Genomic DNA, 16,477 nt, shown 5'->3' on the forward strand with positions numbered 1-16,477 from the left:
CCGTTCGATTTTTCGATAGTTGATTGGATCCTCGGGTCAAGCCCGAGGATGACGCCGAGTGTTAGGGATGGTCCGGCAACATGAGGTTTTTGGCCGCCCTCAACCCCTGCCAGAAATATCCGGCTTCACCGCACAAACCGCATATCGGTGCTGCAGACCGCGCAGGATGCCCTTCAGCAGCGTGAAGTTTTTCGACTGGGCGCGATGAATGGCCTGAAGCTCCTGATCGATCGCCACGGGTTCGAAGCCCGTTTCGCGCAGTAGCGTCGCGACATCACCCGCTCTTGCACCTTTCGAAAAATAGACCCTCGAAAGAATGCTGTTGAACGTGTTGGCCGGGTCTGCCGGCTTGTGCGGCTGGTCCGGTTTCACGAGGCCGATGTTTTCCAGAGCCGTCGCCAGTTTCTTGACGAGCTTTTCGCGCCAGCCGGTGTTGACGAAATCTCCGTCGACGATCAGCAGGCGTCCGCCCGGTTTCAGCACGCGGAACCATTCGGCAAAGCTCGCCTTCGGGTCCACCAGCGTCCAGACCAGATGGCGGGTGATGATGACATCGGCACTTTCGTCCGGCTCCATCGTGTTTTCGGCGTCGCCGACGAAAAAGCGGATGTTGCGCCCGCGGCTTTTCGCCTTCGCCCTTGCAAGCTCCAACATGGTTTCCGACCAGTCCATGCCGGTGACCTGAAAACCGAGATCGTCCATCAGATGGGAGATGACACCGGTGCCGCTGGCGAGATCGAGCGCCTTGCGGCCTTCACCCTGGCCCAGATGCTTTAAAACCAGCGCGTGCCAGGCCTTGCGCTCTTCTTCCGAAAAAATCTCGTGTCCGGGGGAAAGGTCGAAAGTGCGCGGCGCGGCCGGACCAATAGGCTTTGATTTCGTCTCTCAGGCTGTCGTTTTTGCCATACTGGATTGTGTCGATCATCGGGTTTCAGCTCATGTACCGGTTAGTTAAGAATGGCTCTAAAACATAAATCTTGACTAGTACAGTCAGAAAATAATACAGCCGCGCCAGTCAACACTGGAGAGCAATATCCGATGCGCATCTCAGCCAAATCTGCGGCACTTGCCCTTGGCCTTCTCGTATCCGCCGCCTGGCCGGCACTGGCCGAAAAGGTAACCGTCAAGGATGTGACGGGCCGCGATGTCGAGGTCAACGTTCCCGTTTCGCATATCATTCTGGGCGAGGGACGCCAGATTTATTTCCTGGCTGCGCTCGACAAGGAAAACCCTTTCCAGCACGTTGTGGGCTGGCGCGACGATCTGGCCAAGGCCGATCCGGAAACCTATGACGCCTATCTCGCAAAATACCCTGACATCGCCAAGCTGCCGACATTCGGCGGCATGAAGGACGGCACCTTCGACATCGAACAGGCCATTTCGCTGAAGCCCGACGTCATTCTGATGAACATCGACGCCAAGACCGCGACGCAGGAAGCCGGCTATGTCGAGAAGCTCGAAAAGGTCGGCATTCCCTTGGTTTATGTCGACTTCCGCGAAAAGCCGATGGAAAACACCGAGCCGAGCATGCGCCTGATGGGCCAGCTGACGGGCAGGGAGAAGATCGCCGAGGACTTCATCAAGTTCCGCGCGGATTCCATCGCCCGCGTTACCGATACGCTCGCCAAGGCCAAGCCGAAGAGGCCGGTGGTCTTCATGGAACGCGCCGGCGGTTATTCCGACGATTGCTGCATGTCCTTCGGCAACGAGAATTTCGGCAAGATGGTGGAACTTGCCGGCGGCATCAACATGGCGAAAGACATCATTCCCGGCACGTTCGGCAATGTTAATCCCGAGCAGATCATCGCTTCCAATCCGGAGCAGATCATCATCACCGGCGGCAACTGGAACGGTTATGTTCCGGGCGGCAACTGGGTGGGCGTCGGTTATGGCGCGGATGTGAAGGAAGCCCATCGCAAGCTTGAAAACCTGACCAAGCGTCCGGCCTTTACGGGCGTGCAGGCGGTGAAGAATGGCAATGTTCACGCCATCTGGCACCAGTTCTACAACAATCCCTATCAGTTCGTGGCCATTCAGGAAATTGCCAAGTGGCTGCATCCGGATCTCTTCAAGGATCTCGATCCCGAGGCGACCTTCAAGGAATTGCATGCCCGCTTCCTGCCGCTTGACTACAAGTCCGGTTACTTCGTTTCGCTGAAGGACGCGAAATAAGACAGGGACGGTGAAGAGGGGGCGCCGTCCGATCGATGGATGAAGCCGCAGCGATGCGGCTTCATCGTTTGCTTTTGGAACCAAGAGGATTTCTCATGCGGCTCAACGCCCTCAGGCATCTTGCGGTGCTGGCTTTGTCTGTTCTGGCCATGCCGGCCCATGCCGCAGAGATCACCGACGTTGCCGGACGCAAGGTCGAGCTGGACCTGCCGGCCAAGCGTGTCATCGTCGGCGAGGCGCGCCAGATCCACGTCATCGCGGCCCTCAAAGGCGAGCAAACCTTCGACAACATCGTCGGCTGGCGTGACGATCTTCTCAAGAAGGACCCTGACAGCTACGCCGCCTATGTCGAGCGTTTTCCGCAGATCGAAAAACTGCCGCGCTTCGGTTATGTGCCGCAGGGCGATTTCAGCCTGGAAACGGCGATCACCCTTTCGCCTGACGTAATCACCCTCAATCTGGAAGCGGAAAAATCCGCCAAGGAAAGCGGTTTCGAAGAGAAGGCCGCTGCCGCCGGTATCAAGATCGTCTATCTCGATTTCCGTCTCGATCCCGAGAAGAACAGCGAAGCCTCGATTGAAATCCTCGGGAGAATGTTCGGCGCCGAAGAGCGCGCCAGGGAATTTATCGCCTATCGCCGCGCTGAAATTGCCCGCGTGACCGAGCGGCTCGCAGGCGTCAAGAATTTGAAGCGTCCGGGCGTTTTCATCGAGCGCGCGCCCGGCATTTCCGGCGAGGACAATTGCTGCCGCACCTTCGGCCCGGTCAATTTCGGCGCTATGGTGGACCTCGCCGGCGGTCACAATATCGCCGACGGCATCATCAAGACCACCTTCGGCGATCTCAATCCGGAGCAGCTGGTGGTTGCCGACCCTGACCATGTCATCGTTACCGGCTCCAACTGGGCGGCGGAATCCGACATCAACCAGTTCGTTCCCGTAGGACGCGGAGCCGACATGGCTCTCTCCCGCAAGCGGCTGGCCAATCTGATGAAGCGCACGCCCTTTCCTGAACTGAGAGCCGTCAGGCAGGGCAATGTCCATGCCGTCTGGCATCAATTCTATGGCGCGCCCTATGAGTTTTTCCCGATCCAGCAATTCGCCAAGTGGTTCCATCCCGAACTCTTCGCCGATCTCGATCCGGAAAAGAATTTTGAGGAATTTCACCGGAAATTCCTGCCCGTCACCTACAAACCGGGCTACTTCGCATCCCTCGAAAAAGGTTCGAATGAATGAGTTCGTTGAATGAAAGCGCCGTTGGCGTGAGTGGGCGCGATCAGTATCGCGCCCTTGCCGCCCGCAGGATCGTCATTCTGTTCGGGCTTTTTATTGCCCTGTGTTTCAGCATGGCCGCCGACATGGCACTTGGTCCTGCGCGTTATACAATCTCAGAAGTTCTGGCGACGATCGCCGATCCGGCTGCGGCCGCAAACCAGCTTCGGGTGGTGATCTGGGATATCCGCATGCCAATCGCACTGATGGCGGTGACTGTCGGTGCGTCGCTTTCGGTTGCCGGCGCGCAGATGCAGACCATCCTGTCCAACCCTCTCGCCAGTCCGTTTACGCTCGGAATTTCGGCCGCCGCCAGTTTCGGTGCGGCGCTGGCCCTTGTCGGTGGCGTGGCGATCTTTCCGGGTGCCGTGCAATATATGGTGCCGATCAATGCCTTCATCATGGCGATGATTGCCGCCCTGTTCATACATTTCGCCTCGACGATGCGCGGCGTCACCGTTGAGACCATCGTCCTGCTCGGTATCGCGCTGGTGTTCACCTTCAATGCGGCTTTGTCGCTGCTCGAATATCTGGCCTCCGAACAGGCGCTCGCCGCCGTCGTCTTCTGGACCATGGGCAGCCTGACGAAGGCGACGTGGGAAAAGGTCTATGTTACCGGCGGCATTCTTCTCGTCACCGTGCCGATGTTCATGCGCAACGCTTGGGCGCTGACGGCGCTTCGGCTCGGCGACGACAAGGCGGCCAGCATGGGTATCAATGTGCGGCGCCTGCGGTTGCAGACCATGCTGACGGTCAGCCTTCTGGCCGCTATTCCGGTTTCCTTCGTTGGCACCATCGGTTTCGTCGGGCTTGTCGGCCCGCATATCGCCCGCATGGTGGTGGGTGAGGACCAGCGCTTCTTCCTGCCCGGCTCGGTGATCTGCGGCGCGCTGCTTTTGTCGGCAACCTCGGTCATCAGCAAGATCCTCATCCCCGGCGCCATTTTGCCCATCGGGGTCATCACGGCGCTTGTCGGCGTACCGTTCTTTTTCGCGCTTATTTTCGGCAACAGGAGGCGCGCATGGTAGCGCTCGCACTCAAGGATGTCGGTGCTGCCTACGGGCGCACCACCGTTCTTTCCAAGGTTGGCATCGATACGCTGGAAAGCGGCAGTGTCACGGCGGTCATCGGCCCCAACGCCGCCGGCAAGTCCACGCTTTTCAAGCGTATTGCCAGCCTGATCTCCGGTCCGGGGCTTGTGGAGCTGTCGGATACGGCGCGCGGCAACCGCGCCATCTGCTACATGCCGCAGGATACCGGCGCTAACGCCGTGCTGACGGTTTATGAATCCGTGCTGCTTTCCGCCAAGCAGGGTGGCGGCTGGCGTGTTCACGATGATGAGCTGTTCGAGATCGATGCCATTCTCAAGGCGCTGAAAATCCACGATCTTGCGTTCCGCGGGCTTGGCGAATTGTCGGGCGGACAGCGGCAGCTGGTTTCGCTGGCGCAGGCGCTGGCGCGCAAGCCGGAAGTGCTGTTGATGGACGAGCCGACATCGGCGCTTGATCTTCACCGGCAGGTCGAGGTTCTGGGCTTCGTCACCGATCTTGCCCAGAAGACCGGCATGATCGTGCTGATCGCTCTGCACGATCTCAATCATGCGCTTCGTTATTGCGAGAATACGATGGTGATCGCCCGCGGCGAAATGGTGGTGAGCGGTAGCACCGAGACGGTGATAACCTCGGCCATGCTGCGTGACATCTATCGCATCGATGCGCGAATCGAACCCTGTTCACAGGGCAGGCCGATGGTCATCGTTGACGGAGCTATCTGACGCGATCAAGACCCGGCCGCAACCGCCGCCGGGTCTTGTTGCGCGATCCTCGCTCGCACAAAATCTTGATAATAATAGTCATGAAATATCTGTTCGATCTGCGGTTTGGGTGCTAGAGGTTTGAGCAGCAGAACTGTGCTGCCGTTTAGGCGCGCAGTTTCGTTGATCCCTCAAATTTCTCTCGGTTGAGACATGGGCATACGGGAAGATGACAAGCGTTATAACGCTTACGTCACGCATAGGGTCGACCTGATCAAATACGCCACGCTTATCCTGGGATCGCGGGCGGATGCGGAGGACGTGGTTCAGGAAGCGTTCCTGAAATTCGTTCCCGAAGGGCCTAGCAACCCCTCCAACCTCAAATCCTATCTTTTCCGCATCGTTCGCAATCTCGCCCTCGACAATCGCCGGCGCAACCGGCAGGACCTGCGGGAGCGGCCGGATGACACCCCGTTCTGGGGCTTGCCGCAGGATCACGGCACGCCGGAGGAGCATGCGCTGTTCTGCGATGAAGTCCGGCAGATGCAGACTATTTTGGCCACTTTGCCGGTTCAGTCACGCGTGGCATTGGAAATGCACAGATTTGGCGGTTACAATATGGAGGAGATCGCTCGTCACCTCGGCGTATCCGTGGCCACCGCTCACCGCCTAATCAAGGGCAGCATTGCTGCGATTACCAAAGAAATGCAGTAAAATAGCCTTCATTGTCCCATCTTGTGAAAAAAAACTCTCTCTCAAACGTCTTTATAGCAACACGGAAGACGAGGCGGCTCTTCCGCCTAGTCAAAGGAACTGGCCGGCTCAATGACCATTGATCCCGATAAAAAAATAGCATTGCCGACCGGGAAGGCGGAAGAGGCGGCCGACTGGCTGATCCGCCTGCAAAAGGGCTCGGCGGAACCGCAGTTGAAGGCGGAATTCGATCGATGGCTGGCCGCTTCCCCGGCAAATCGTCTGGCCTGGGAACGGACATGCAGGACATGGCGCAATCTCGGTCTTGTCGAACCCGCTTTCAAGAACCTCTGGGAAGACGCGCCGCACCTGCCTGGCAAGGCCGGAAAGCAGGTGTCGCGACGGCGCTGGTCCGCACGGCATTATGCCGGCATGGCGGTGGCGGCAGCGTCTCTCTGTCTTGCGGTGCTGTTCGTTCCCGCGCTTTTCGTCCGCATCGAGGCCGATTATCAGACCAGCACCGCCGAAAGCCGCAGCATAACCCTTGAAGATGGCAGCAGGGTGCAGCTTGCCGCGGCGAGCGCGCTTTCCACCGATTTTGCGAATGGCCGCCGCAATGTGAAGGTGCTGAAGGGCGAAGCCTTTTTTGATGTCGTGCCGGACAACGCCCGCCCCTTCATTGTGGAGGCGAAAAACGTGACCGTTCAGGTGCTGGGCACGGCTTTCGACGTAGACCTGACGGATGGTGCAACGCAGGTCGCGCTTGCACATGGTTCCGTGGAAGCCTCCTTCCGCAATGCGGCGCCAACGCGGCTTGTTCCGGGCGAGATGCTGGTTGTCGACGCCTCCGGCGCGATCCGGAAAGAGAATGTTCCCGTCGAAGATATCGGCGGCTGGCGCAATGGCGAGCTTTACGTGGTGGACGCGACGATCGGCTCGGTCGTGGAGCAAATCCAGCGCTATCATCCCGCATGGCTGACAATGGCAGACAAGACGCTTGCCGAGCAGCGGGTGACGGGCTTCTACAATCTACGCGACCCGGACCGCGCACTGGAAGCATTGGTGGAACCCTATAAGGGCAAGGTGCATGCAATTGCCGATACCGCCCGCATCATCACCCGCTTCTGAAGTGTTATGAAGCAATAAATAATGTTTGTTTTCAGAGGTTTATAAAAATTCTTCCGAAACCCTGAAAAAAAACGCCGAGGCAATCGTCTTTTTGTTGAGTAATCCGGTCAAGATATAGCCGGAGCGAAGACAGGAAGACAAAAGCAGTATGCGCCTCCAGATACGTATGACCGGTTCCGGGAAAAAAGCGGCAAAGCAGACACGTATGGGCGTGCTGCTGGCGACGACGGCGGTCGTTGTTTTAATCTCGACACCGGGTTTTGCGCAGAGCGGACCGAATGCCGCAAATAGTCAGCGCCCGGGTGGCGAGCAGGGCGCGACGCGGCCTTTTAATATTCCCGCCCAATCACTGTCCTCTGTCGTTGGTGCCTTCGGACGGCAATCCGGTTTGCAGGTCACGCTTGCTACGCCGTCCGCCGGAAATGTGCGCACCAATGCCGTTACCGGCAGTTTCACGGTGCGGGAGGCGCTATCCCGGCTTCTGGCCGGAACGGGCGTCAATTTCCGTATCGCCGGAAATGGCAGAACCGTCATCATCGGCACCGGGCAGGCTACCGTCGATCTTTCCGGGGCGGAAGGCACCACGGTTCTCGAAACCATTACCGTGACCGGCAAAACCGGGCGTAATGCCGCCACCGGCTCCGGTTATCAGGGAACGCCCGACTGGGTTTACGAAACGCCCGCCAGCGTCAGCGTCGTCAGCCGTGAGGCGATCCAGTCCGCTGGCGTGCGCAACACGCGCGATGTCTTTAACCGCGTCTCCGGCGTTTATGCCGGTGAAGGCAACGGCAGCTTCCCGACCGTTTCGCCCAATGTGCGTGGCTTGCAGGAAAGCGGCCGCGTCGTCGTCTCCATCGACGGCGCGCGTCAGAATGCGCAGCGTGGTTTCAGCACCGGCGGTGCCTCGATTTATTCTGCCAATAACGGCCAGGCCTATGTGGATGTCGCCTTCATTCGTGCCGTCGAGGTCGAAAAAATGACCAACGCCACCTCCGGCAATGCCGGTTCGCTGGGCGGCAAGGTCGAGTTCCGCACTGTCAGCGCTGCCGATCTGATCCCCGAGGGTGCGAACAAGGGGGCTGAGGTGAATGTCTCCCGCGGCACCAATGGTTACGATTTTCAGGGCTCGGCTCTCACTGCTGTCCGAGAGCCGGATGGCCCTCTTTCGTTCGTTGCCGGTTACAGCCGTACGATCATGGATGAATACAAGATCGGCACCAGAGGCGAGGCCCGAAGCACCGCATTGACGATGAAGGATCTGCTCGGCCGGGACGGCTGGTCGAGTTTTTTCAAGGGGGAAGGTGACTTCGGGGATGTGCAGACTTCGTTGTCATGGATGCATCAGCAGAATGATTTCGTTCAGGGTGCCGCCGAACAGATAGACCGGGAGAGCGTGCGCAACGACAGCGTTGTCGCCAAGCTGGACTGGGATCCTGAAAGCGAACTCGTAGATTTCAAGTCTTCGCTGTGGCTGAACGACAATATGACGCACGAGTTGCGGTCGGCGCGCAAAGGATATGCTGTTGAAACGAACCTTGATATGGGCCTGCGCAGTTTCGGCGGCAGTGTGGAAAACACCAGTCGCTTCGATACGAAGGCCGGTGCGCTCAGCCTGAACTACGGCGCGGAAGCTTTCAGGGACATTTCCTCATCGGTTGCCACGAGTTCTGCCATTGCGAACAATCCCGCCTTTGCCAGCAGCTACACCGCTTTCAGCCCGCCCGGGCGGCGTGATGTGGCGAGCCTGTTTTTAAACGGTGAACTTGAGCCTGCGGACTGGATGGTGATAAGTGGCGGCGTGCGGTACGACTGGTCGCGTCTTAAGGGGTCGGCGACTTACTACAATCAGCTCACGGTTGAGACGGGTTCAAACCGTATTGTAGGCGCGACGGACAATTATCTCACTTATGTTTCACAATACTCGCAAGCAACCTATGATCGCGTCTACGCGATTTGCACTACGGGCGTATTTGGTGGTCGCACTTTCACTGCGGTACAGAGGACAAGTTCCTGCAATACACTGAACAACGTCTGGCCCGCTACTAAGGGTGAAATCATCAACGGCCAATGGCGGGATGCCGGAACAACCTATTTTGGAACGACTTCTTCAACGGAGTATCCCTCTTACGACGTGGAAATAGACCGCACCTACAGTGCCTGGTTACCATCCGCTACGATAGAACTAAAACCCGTTGACTGGTTCCGGCCCTATGTGAGCTATTCCCAGAGCCTGCGACCGCCGACAATTCTTGAGGCCTTTTTTGCCGGCGCACGCCCTGGAGATTCCGTCGGCTACGAATATGCGCCGAACCAGTCCCTGCGGGCGGAAAAAGCGACGACGTATGAAATCGGCGCGAATATGAGTTTCGATGGCGTGCTGCTGGACCACGATTCCATCCGCATCAAAATGGCCGCCTTTCGTCGTGAAGTGAAGGATTATATCGCTCTTGGTTATCTCGTCACGGATCAGGTCGCGAACCGCACTTATACCAGCTTCGTCAATCTCGATGGCACGACTTCTATGCGCGGGCTTGAATTCGAGGGCAATTACGATGCCCGGAGCTTCTGGCTCGGTGGCTCGGCGACGCTGCTGAAGACCGACTGGCCGGATAAAACGCAGGTCTTTTCCAACGACACAACTACGACAAGCGGCGAAATCGTCGCATGGCCAGGCGACGTCGCACCGAAGGTGAAGCTCACACTCGATGGCGGCATGCGTTTCTTCGATGAAAAACTCTCTCTGGGTGCGCGGCTCAACCACGTCACGCCGACGCAATCGCGCACGCTCGATACGGAGGGCAATCTGCGCGAGGTGACCGATCCCTACACGACGGTGGATCTCTATGGTTCCTATGCCTTCAACGATAAGGCGACGCTTCGTTTCGCTGTCAACAATCTGACGGATCGCAAATATATTCCGGCCACTAGCGCCTACACCGCGCCGGGCCGTACCTTTATCGCGACGATGAACGTCAAGTTCTGACACGCGGAAGAAATTCTCCGGGCTGGGGTTGCAGCCCCTCCCGGAGATGAAACGCCTTCGTCACATGACAAAGGCATCCCCATTGGCCAGCAAAGGAGTACACCTATGGCTACCACAATTCAACTGACGCAGTCTTCCTCCGACCTGATCGGCTACCTCAACGGTTGGTCAAGCGGTTTCGGTTCGACCTATGGTGCGTTCTACGACGCTCAGACGAGCTCTCTCGCCACGACGACCATCGACCCGAACACGACATATGAGGCATGGGGCGATGGCAGCAACGGCGGCAAGGGCATCGTCATGAGCGGCGCTCTGCAGTACTCCCAGGGCAATCTGACGGGTTCGGTCGACAGCATCGTTCTGGGTACCGGCTACAGCCAGTCCACCAGCGGCATCGCCGTAAGCCAGCAGGAACTGCTGATCGATCCCGACGGCTCCTACTCGCTCGCAGGCGCGCGCGATCTGCTTGACCTCGCCGTTTACCAGCTTGCCCGCTTCGGCTCGCTCTCTGGCTTCTATGACTACTTTGCTGCCACCGGCACGGTCATCGAGGACACGAGTGCCTCCAACACCCTGACCGGATTTGCCGGCGCGGATACGTTCGTATTCTCCGGCGGCAATGACGTGGTGCAGGCTGGCCCGACCGGAACCTACGGTTATCAGGACGGAGCAGACAAACTGGACGTCTCCGCCTGGGGTGCCGGAAGCATTGATGATGTCCTTATCAGCAACAATGCAAACGGAGATGCGGTCATTGAAAACCTCTTTGGTGGCGACACCATCACCCTCGTTGGTGTAGATTCCAGCGTACTCGACGCATCGGACTTCATTTTCGCCAGCGCATCGGCGCTTGCCGCTTAAAGGAAAATCAGGCTGTGGGCTTTCAAAACCACCAGCAGACACCGCCGCAGTCCCTCACTGCGGCGGTTGTTTCGCCCCTTAAAAGCACGTTTCTCGGCGTGGCACTCGTCAGTGGTGTCGTCAACATACTGGCGCTGACCTCGCCGCTCTTCATGCTGCAGGTCTATGACCGGGTGCTGGCCAGCGGCAGCCTGCCGACGCTGGTTGGGCTCGCCCTTCTTGCGCTTGGTCTTTACGGTTTCCAGTGCCTGCTTGATATCATCCGCGCCCGGGTTCTGATCCGTATCGGTGAAGACTTCGACATGCGCTATTCCGGCCGGGTGCATGATGCGGTGGTACGTCTTCCGCTGGTCAACCGCATGCCGGGCGATGGCCTGCAGCCGCTGCGTGATCTCGACAATGTGCGCGGTTTTCTGTCTGGCACGGGGCCGACTGCCTTTTTCGATCTGCCGTGGATGCCGCTCTATCTCGGCATATGTTTTCTGTTTCATTTCTGGATCGGCGTGACGGCTCTTGCCGGTGCCGTTCTGCTGATATCCCTCACCGTCCTGACCAATATGTTCTCGCAGAAGCCGATCCGCGACACGATGGTTGAAAACATGGCCCGCAACCGGCAGCTGGAGGCCTCGCGCCGCAACGCCGAAGTCGTGCAGGCGATGGGGCTTGGCGGCAGGCTCGGCAAACGCTGGCAAGTCTCCAATGAGGCGTATCTTACTGCCAACCGCAAGGCGGGCGATGTGGCCGGCGGCCTTGGCAATATTGCGAAATCTCTGCGGATCGTGCTGCAATCGGCCATTCTCGCAGTCGGCGCGTGGCTGGTCATTCAGCAGGAGGCCTCGGGCGGCGTTATGATCGCCAGCTCGATCATGATGGGCCGGGCCTTGGCGCCCGTCGATCTCGCCATCTCCAACTGGAAGTCCTTCGTAGCCGCCCGCCAGAGCTGGGCCCGGCTAAGGGAGCTTTTCTCGCAGATGCCGGCCACGGCAACTGCAATGGCCCTGCCGAAGCCTGAAAAGGAACTGCGGGTCGAAAACGTCACCATCGTTCCGCCGGGCGAGAGAAAACCGACGGTCGCGGGGCTGGGTTTCGTCATGACCGCCGGGAACGCACTCGGTGTCATCGGCCCGTCCGGCTCGGGCAAATCCACCCTTTCACGCATTCTCACCGGAGCCTGGATGCCCGCTGCCGGCAAGGTGCGGCTCGATGGTGCCAGCTTCGATCAATGGGATCGTGAGGCGCTCGGCCGCCACATCGGTTATTTGCCGCAGGGCGTGGAGTTGTTCGACGGTACGATCGGCGAAAATATTTCCCGTTTCGAGGATAATCCTGATCCCGAGGTGATCATCGCCGCGGCAAAGGCCGCCGGTGCGCACGAGCTGATCCTGCGTTTCGAAAAGGGTTATGATAGCGATATCGGTGAGGCGGGTTCCGCGCTTTCGGCGGGACAACGCCAGCGTATCGGCCTTGCCCGTGCGCTTTATGGCGATCCCTTCATCGTGGTGCTGGACGAGCCGAACGCCAATCTCGACGCGGAAGGCGAAGCCGCCGTGGTCAGGGCGATCGCCTCGGTCAAGGGCGCGGGGGCATTGCCGTCGTCGTCGCCCATCGGCCAAGTGCGATCGGTGCGGTTGATTTCATCTTGATGATGGAGGAGGGGCGGATGAAGGCCTTCGGCCCGCGCGACGATGTGTTGTCGAAAGTGCTGCGTACCCCGCATGCACAGGCAGCCAAGGGATTCACCGCATCCGCCCACACGGTTTCGCCGCTGCGCGTCATCGCCAATACCCAACCCCAGGCGGTGGTACTGGAACAGGATGGCGAAGAGGAAGGAGAGACGGATGTCAAAAATTGACCAGCGCACCCAGGTGTCCCGTTCCATCCGCAAACATCTTCTTGCCGGTCTTGCCGCAAGCGTAGCGTTGCTGGCCGGTGTCGGCGGATGGGCTGCGACGACCAATCTTGCCGGCGCGGTCGTCGCGTCGGGTCATCTGGTGGTGGATTCCTATACCAAGAAGGTGCAGCACCCCAAAGGTGGCGTCGTCGGTGAAATTCTGGTGAGCGAGGGTGGCAGGGTAAAGGCCGGCGACGTCGTTATGCGTCTCGATGCCACCCAGACCCGCGCCAATCTCGCCATCGTAACCAAGCGGCTGGATGAGCTGAGCGCACGCATGGCAAGGCTGGAGGCTGAGCGGGACGATATGCCGGAGCTGGTTTTTCCGCCGGCTCTGGTGGCACGTAAGGACCATCCCGATGTTGCCTCCGCCATGCGCAGCGAGACCAAGCTGTTCGAATTCCGCAAATCTTACCGCGAGGGGCGCAAAGCGCAGCTGGCCGAACGCATCACCCAGTTCGAGCATGAAATCGAAGGGTTGAAGGCGCAGGAAATCGCCTATGACAATGGCCTTGCGGTTTTGCAGGCCGAAATCACCTCGCAGAAATCGCTGCGGGAACAGGGTATCGTATCCGTGCAGCGACTGAACGGCCTGCAGACGCAAGCCGCAACATTTGGCGGCGAGCGCGGTGAAAAAATCGCCTATCAGGCGCAGACCGCGGGCCGGATCACCGAAACGAAATTGCAGATCCTGCAGATCGATCAGGAATTGCGCACCGAGGTCGGGCGGGAACTGCGCGAGATACAGGCGCAGACGGGTGAATATGTCGAGCGGAAGGTTGCTGCCGAAGACGAGTTGAAGCGTATCGATATCATCGCGCCGCAATCCGGCATGGTGCATGAAATGGCGGTGCATACCGTGGGCGGCGTGGTGACGCCGGCGGATCCGATCATGCTCATCGTGCCGGAAGGGGAAGAACTGGCGCTGGAGGTGCAGATCGTTCCGAAGGATATCGACCAGTTGCAGGTGGGGCAAAAAGCCATGCTGCGCATGACCGCCTTCAACCAGCGTGTCACGCCGGAACTGGAAGGCCATGTCAGTCGCATCGCGGCGGATATCACCACTGACCAGAGAACGGGTCTTTCCTATTATCTGGCGCGGATTTCCATGTCGGTTGCCCAGCGGGAAAAGCTGAACAATGCGCCGTTGGTGCCGGGCATGCCTGCCGAGGCATTCATCCAGACCAGCGAGCGCACTGCGCTGTCCTATATCGTTAAACCGCTGACGGACCAGATCAACCGCGCCTTCCGGGAGGAATAGGGTTTCGGAAGGGACTTGCTCTTCCGATCGGTGGTTCCGCGTGAGATCAGAGCCAGCCAAGCGCCTTTGCCGCGCGGATCGCTTCCGCGCGGCGTTTGCAATCCAGCTTGCGGAACAGGTTTCCGAGATGGAATTTCACCGTCACTTCCGAGATGTTGAGCGTCTGCGCGATCTTCTTGTTCGACATGCCGCTGGCCAGCAGTTGCAGCATCTGCGCCTCCCGCTGTGAAAGCCCGCCATGCAGGGCGCGCGCCTGCGGTGAATTCACCGAGGTAGCGAAAATAGACAGCGCCGTTCGGACATCGGAAGAGGTTTCGATGAAACTGCGGATACGGCGATTGTTCAGAAGCGGTGACAGGAAAATGCGTTCTTCCGACAGGACGCCGCTGCAGCCAAGGCGCGTTGCCGATTCCAGAGCGGTGAGGATATGGGCGCGGGCGGCGGCATTGTCGCGGCGCTGGTGCGCGGCATAGCTCTGCCATATTCTGAGCGCGACCTTTTCGCGGTTGGTGACCTTGGGATTGGCGATCATCGCGTCCATCTGCCGGGAGAGATAGGCGCGCGGCGTGAAAAGATGCACCGCGTCGCGCAGCCAGGCCATCACATAGGCGATTTCGTCCCGGCGCATCAGCCGAGACAGGTCCTCATGCGCACTTTCCACCCAGTTGCGGCCCATCGGCATGCGGATTGCCGAAAGCGTTGCAGCGGCGTCCACCCAGCGGTTGGCGTTCTGATAGGCGAGGGCCGTCCTGATCTCCATCATCGCATGGAATTGCAGCCCTTCCGAAAGATGGATCCACAGGCCGTCGAGGAAGCCCGGACGAACGGTCATTGGGAAATGATCGATCAGCACCTGCGAGGCATAATGCAGGGCAAACTGCATCAGGCTCGGCCATATCTCGGCGGCGGCGAAATGGTCGAAGTCGTGCTCGACGAAATGCAGGAGATCGCGCGGTTTTCCGGCCTCATAGGTGAGGCAGGCTTCGGCCAGACGCAGCATCCGGAATTCCTGCGCGGCGTCATGCGACACCTGTTCGAGCCTTGTGCGGGCATCCTGCGCCGCCCGGCGGGCCAACAGCACGTCGCCGCTCATCAGCCGCAGCACGATCTGGTGCAGATGAATGAAGAATTCAAGCAACGGTTGTCCGCCCATCTTGCGCAAATAGATGAGGGCGCGGGCGGCGGCGGCCTCGGCCTCGCGAAAATTGCGGCGGCGGATTTCGAATTCGAGCAACGCATTGTAATAGGCCGCCCATTTGCCGTGATCGTCCATGGGATAATCGGCCATGAATTCCGCGAGACGCGTTATCACCGCGTCATTGGGGGTCAGGTCCTCGGCGATCATCAGGTTCAGCCGGAAAGTGCGGGCGGCAAAGGAAAAGCGTGAACCGCGGGAAAGCACCTTGAGTGGATCGAGATAATCCGATCCGAGGCTTTTGCCGAGCAGATGGCGCACGCGCTGCAATTCGCCCTGTTTCAGAAGCGCACGGGTGACGGCGAAGAGCACGGTTTCATTGGCCGTGATCATGTCCTGCGAAAACCGCATGATGATATCGCGAAATCTGTCGACGCTGCTTCGGTAGATCAGTTCGCGCCCATGGGCGCGTTCAAGGATTTGAGCGGCGTGGGTCTCATAACCGCGGTCGAGCAACATGGCCATTGCCACAAGCGCCCGCCCTTCTCTTTCGAAAGCCGAGGCGACCTCCACCACGGCGCTGCCAGCCTGCAATGTGGCGAGACGTTCTTTCGCCGCCACGGTCAGAAGCCGTATCAGCGTGCCGTGTTTTTCAGGGTTTGCGGTGAGGAAGGGCGGCAGGAGTTCGGCCCAGTCCGCGCCGGGTTCTGCCGATGGATTTTCGAGCCAGAGCGAAAGCGCAACCGTCTGGGCGGGCGACAGATGCGGCAGATAATTTTCCCGCAGATAGTCGATGCATAGTTTTTCGTCGGCCAGGCGGGCGAGAGACAGAAAGGCTGGCCACCCCGCATAGTCATCAAGCGCCAGGCGCTTCTGTTCCGTTGGGAGGCACGATGCCTCATCTTGGCCGAAGACCAGTTCATCCGCTCCGATCGTCAGCGAGCCGCGATGCAGGATCTGCCGCGCCAGCCCGCTGATACGTTGATCCGGACGGCAGGCGATGACCACGAACCGCACTGTTTCCAGAATAGGGGCGGGCATGCGGACCGCGCGTGCGAAGACCGGCACATCCCATAGCAGCCAGCCGTTTGCCGCATCATCGCCTCGTGGCTGCTGCGCGCGGCACACCTCGGCCCCCAACTCCTTTGCAAGCATATCCAGCAGAACACTTTTGCCGGCTCCTGCCGGCGCGCGCAGAAAGATCACGCCTGCGGTTTCGCTGGCGATGCGGCGGCAGAGACGGGTGCGTGGCAGAAGCGTCATGGCGAATGGGATAGGGGATTTGAATCCAAAAACCTATACTCATTCATCAAAAAACTATACCTTTCG

10 protein-coding genes and 2 pseudogenes are annotated in these 16,477 nt (G+C 59.2%); 10 read left to right on the forward strand and 2 right to left on the reverse strand.

The window, feature by feature from the left end; all coding sequences use genetic code 11:
* Positions 1-99: 99 nt before the first annotated feature.
* Positions 100-925 (reverse strand): annotated as a pseudogene (locus tag RBH10_RS07490) (class I SAM-dependent methyltransferase).
* A 113-nt stretch (positions 926-1,038) separates the two neighbouring features.
* Here RBH10_RS07490 and RBH10_RS07495 point away from each other — a divergent pair.
* From RBH10_RS07495 to RBH10_RS07540, 10 genes and pseudogenes are all read left to right on the forward strand, one after another.
* Positions 1,039-2,172 (forward strand): ABC transporter substrate-binding protein, encoded by a 1,134-nt coding sequence (locus RBH10_RS07495; protein WP_281037591.1) that lies wholly within the window; start codon positions 1,039-1,041, stop codon positions 2,170-2,172.
* Positions 2,173-2,267: 95 nt separating this feature from the next.
* Complete coding sequence (locus RBH10_RS07500) at positions 2,268-3,407, forward strand: ABC transporter substrate-binding protein (RefSeq protein WP_281037590.1); 1,140 nt, start codon at positions 2,268-2,270, stop codon at positions 3,405-3,407.
* Positions 3,404-4,471: an iron ABC transporter permease gene (locus RBH10_RS07505; RefSeq protein ID WP_281037589.1), complete on the forward strand. Its 1,068-nt coding sequence runs from the start codon at positions 3,404-3,406 to the stop codon at positions 4,469-4,471. The genes RBH10_RS07500 and RBH10_RS07505 overlap by 4 nt, the downstream gene beginning before the upstream one ends.
* Positions 4,465-5,217 (forward strand): ABC transporter ATP-binding protein, encoded by a 753-nt coding sequence (locus RBH10_RS07510; RefSeq protein WP_045018650.1) that lies wholly within the window; start codon positions 4,465-4,467, stop codon positions 5,215-5,217. The genes RBH10_RS07505 and RBH10_RS07510 overlap by 7 nt, the downstream gene beginning before the upstream one ends.
* A gap of 192 nt (positions 5,218-5,409) precedes the next feature.
* Entirely contained in the window at positions 5,410-5,910 is a 501-nt protein-coding gene (locus RBH10_RS07515; protein WP_281037588.1) for an RNA polymerase sigma factor, read from the forward strand.
* 111 nt (positions 5,911-6,021) lie between these two features.
* Positions 6,022-7,017 (forward strand): FecR family protein, encoded by a 996-nt coding sequence (locus tag RBH10_RS07520; RefSeq protein WP_281037587.1) that lies wholly within the window; start codon positions 6,022-6,024, stop codon positions 7,015-7,017.
* 148 nt (positions 7,018-7,165) lie between these two features.
* Complete coding sequence (locus RBH10_RS07525; RefSeq protein ID WP_281037586.1) at positions 7,166-10,000, forward strand: TonB-dependent receptor; 2,835 nt, start codon at positions 7,166-7,168, stop codon at positions 9,998-10,000.
* Positions 10,001-10,105: 105 nt separating this feature from the next.
* Positions 10,106-10,861, forward strand: coding sequence for a hypothetical protein (locus tag RBH10_RS07530; protein WP_281037585.1), 756 nt, complete (start codon positions 10,106-10,108; stop codon positions 10,859-10,861).
* 14 nt (positions 10,862-10,875) lie between these two features.
* A pseudogene (locus RBH10_RS07535) lies at positions 10,876-12,713 on the forward strand (type I secretion system permease/ATPase).
* A complete protein-coding gene (locus tag RBH10_RS07540; protein WP_281037583.1) occupies positions 12,700-14,013 on the forward strand; it encodes an HlyD family type I secretion periplasmic adaptor subunit in 1,314 nt (437 codons plus the stop codon). Before RBH10_RS07535 ends, RBH10_RS07540 begins: the two are co-directional and overlap by 14 nt.
* A 46-nt stretch (positions 14,014-14,059) precedes the next feature.
* Here RBH10_RS07540 and RBH10_RS07545 read toward each other — a convergent pair whose 3' ends face one another.
* Complete coding sequence (locus RBH10_RS07545; RefSeq protein WP_281037582.1) at positions 14,060-16,411, reverse strand: helix-turn-helix transcriptional regulator; 2,352 nt, start codon at positions 16,409-16,411, stop codon at positions 14,060-14,062.
* Between the last annotated feature and the right edge of the window lie 66 nt (positions 16,412-16,477).

The sequence above is a fragment of the Rhizobium sp. AN73 genome, from assembly GCF_030757975.1.
Lineage (GTDB): Bacteria > Pseudomonadota > Alphaproteobacteria > Rhizobiales > Rhizobiaceae > Agrobacterium > Agrobacterium arsenijevicii.

Bases quoted from the DNA above. Each gene is read 5' to 3' on its own strand.
- RBH10_RS07495 (WP_281037591.1), top strand. From the start codon at position 1,039: ATGCGCATCTCAGCCAAATCTGCGGCACTTGCCCTTGGCCTTCTCGTA.
- RBH10_RS07500 (WP_281037590.1), top strand. From the start codon at position 2,268: ATGCGGCTCAACGCCCTCAGGCATCTTGCGGTGCTGGCTTTGTCTGTT.
- RBH10_RS07505 (WP_281037589.1), top strand. From the start codon at position 3,404: ATGAGTTCGTTGAATGAAAGCGCCGTTGGCGTGAGTGGGCGCGATCAG.
- RBH10_RS07510 (WP_045018650.1), top strand. From the start codon at position 4,465: ATGGTAGCGCTCGCACTCAAGGATGTCGGTGCTGCCTACGGGCGCACC.
- RBH10_RS07515 (WP_281037588.1), top strand. From the start codon at position 5,410: ATGGGCATACGGGAAGATGACAAGCGTTATAACGCTTACGTCACGCAT.
- RBH10_RS07520 (WP_281037587.1), top strand. From the start codon at position 6,022: ATGACCATTGATCCCGATAAAAAAATAGCATTGCCGACCGGGAAGGCG.
- RBH10_RS07525 (WP_281037586.1), top strand. From the start codon at position 7,166: ATGCGCCTCCAGATACGTATGACCGGTTCCGGGAAAAAAGCGGCAAAG.
- RBH10_RS07530 (WP_281037585.1), top strand. From the start codon at position 10,106: ATGGCTACCACAATTCAACTGACGCAGTCTTCCTCCGACCTGATCGGC.
- RBH10_RS07540 (WP_281037583.1), top strand. From the start codon at position 12,700: ATGTCAAAAATTGACCAGCGCACCCAGGTGTCCCGTTCCATCCGCAAA.
- RBH10_RS07545 (WP_281037582.1), bottom strand. From the start codon at position 16,411: ATGACGCTTCTGCCACGCACCCGTCTCTGCCGCCGCATCGCCAGCGAA.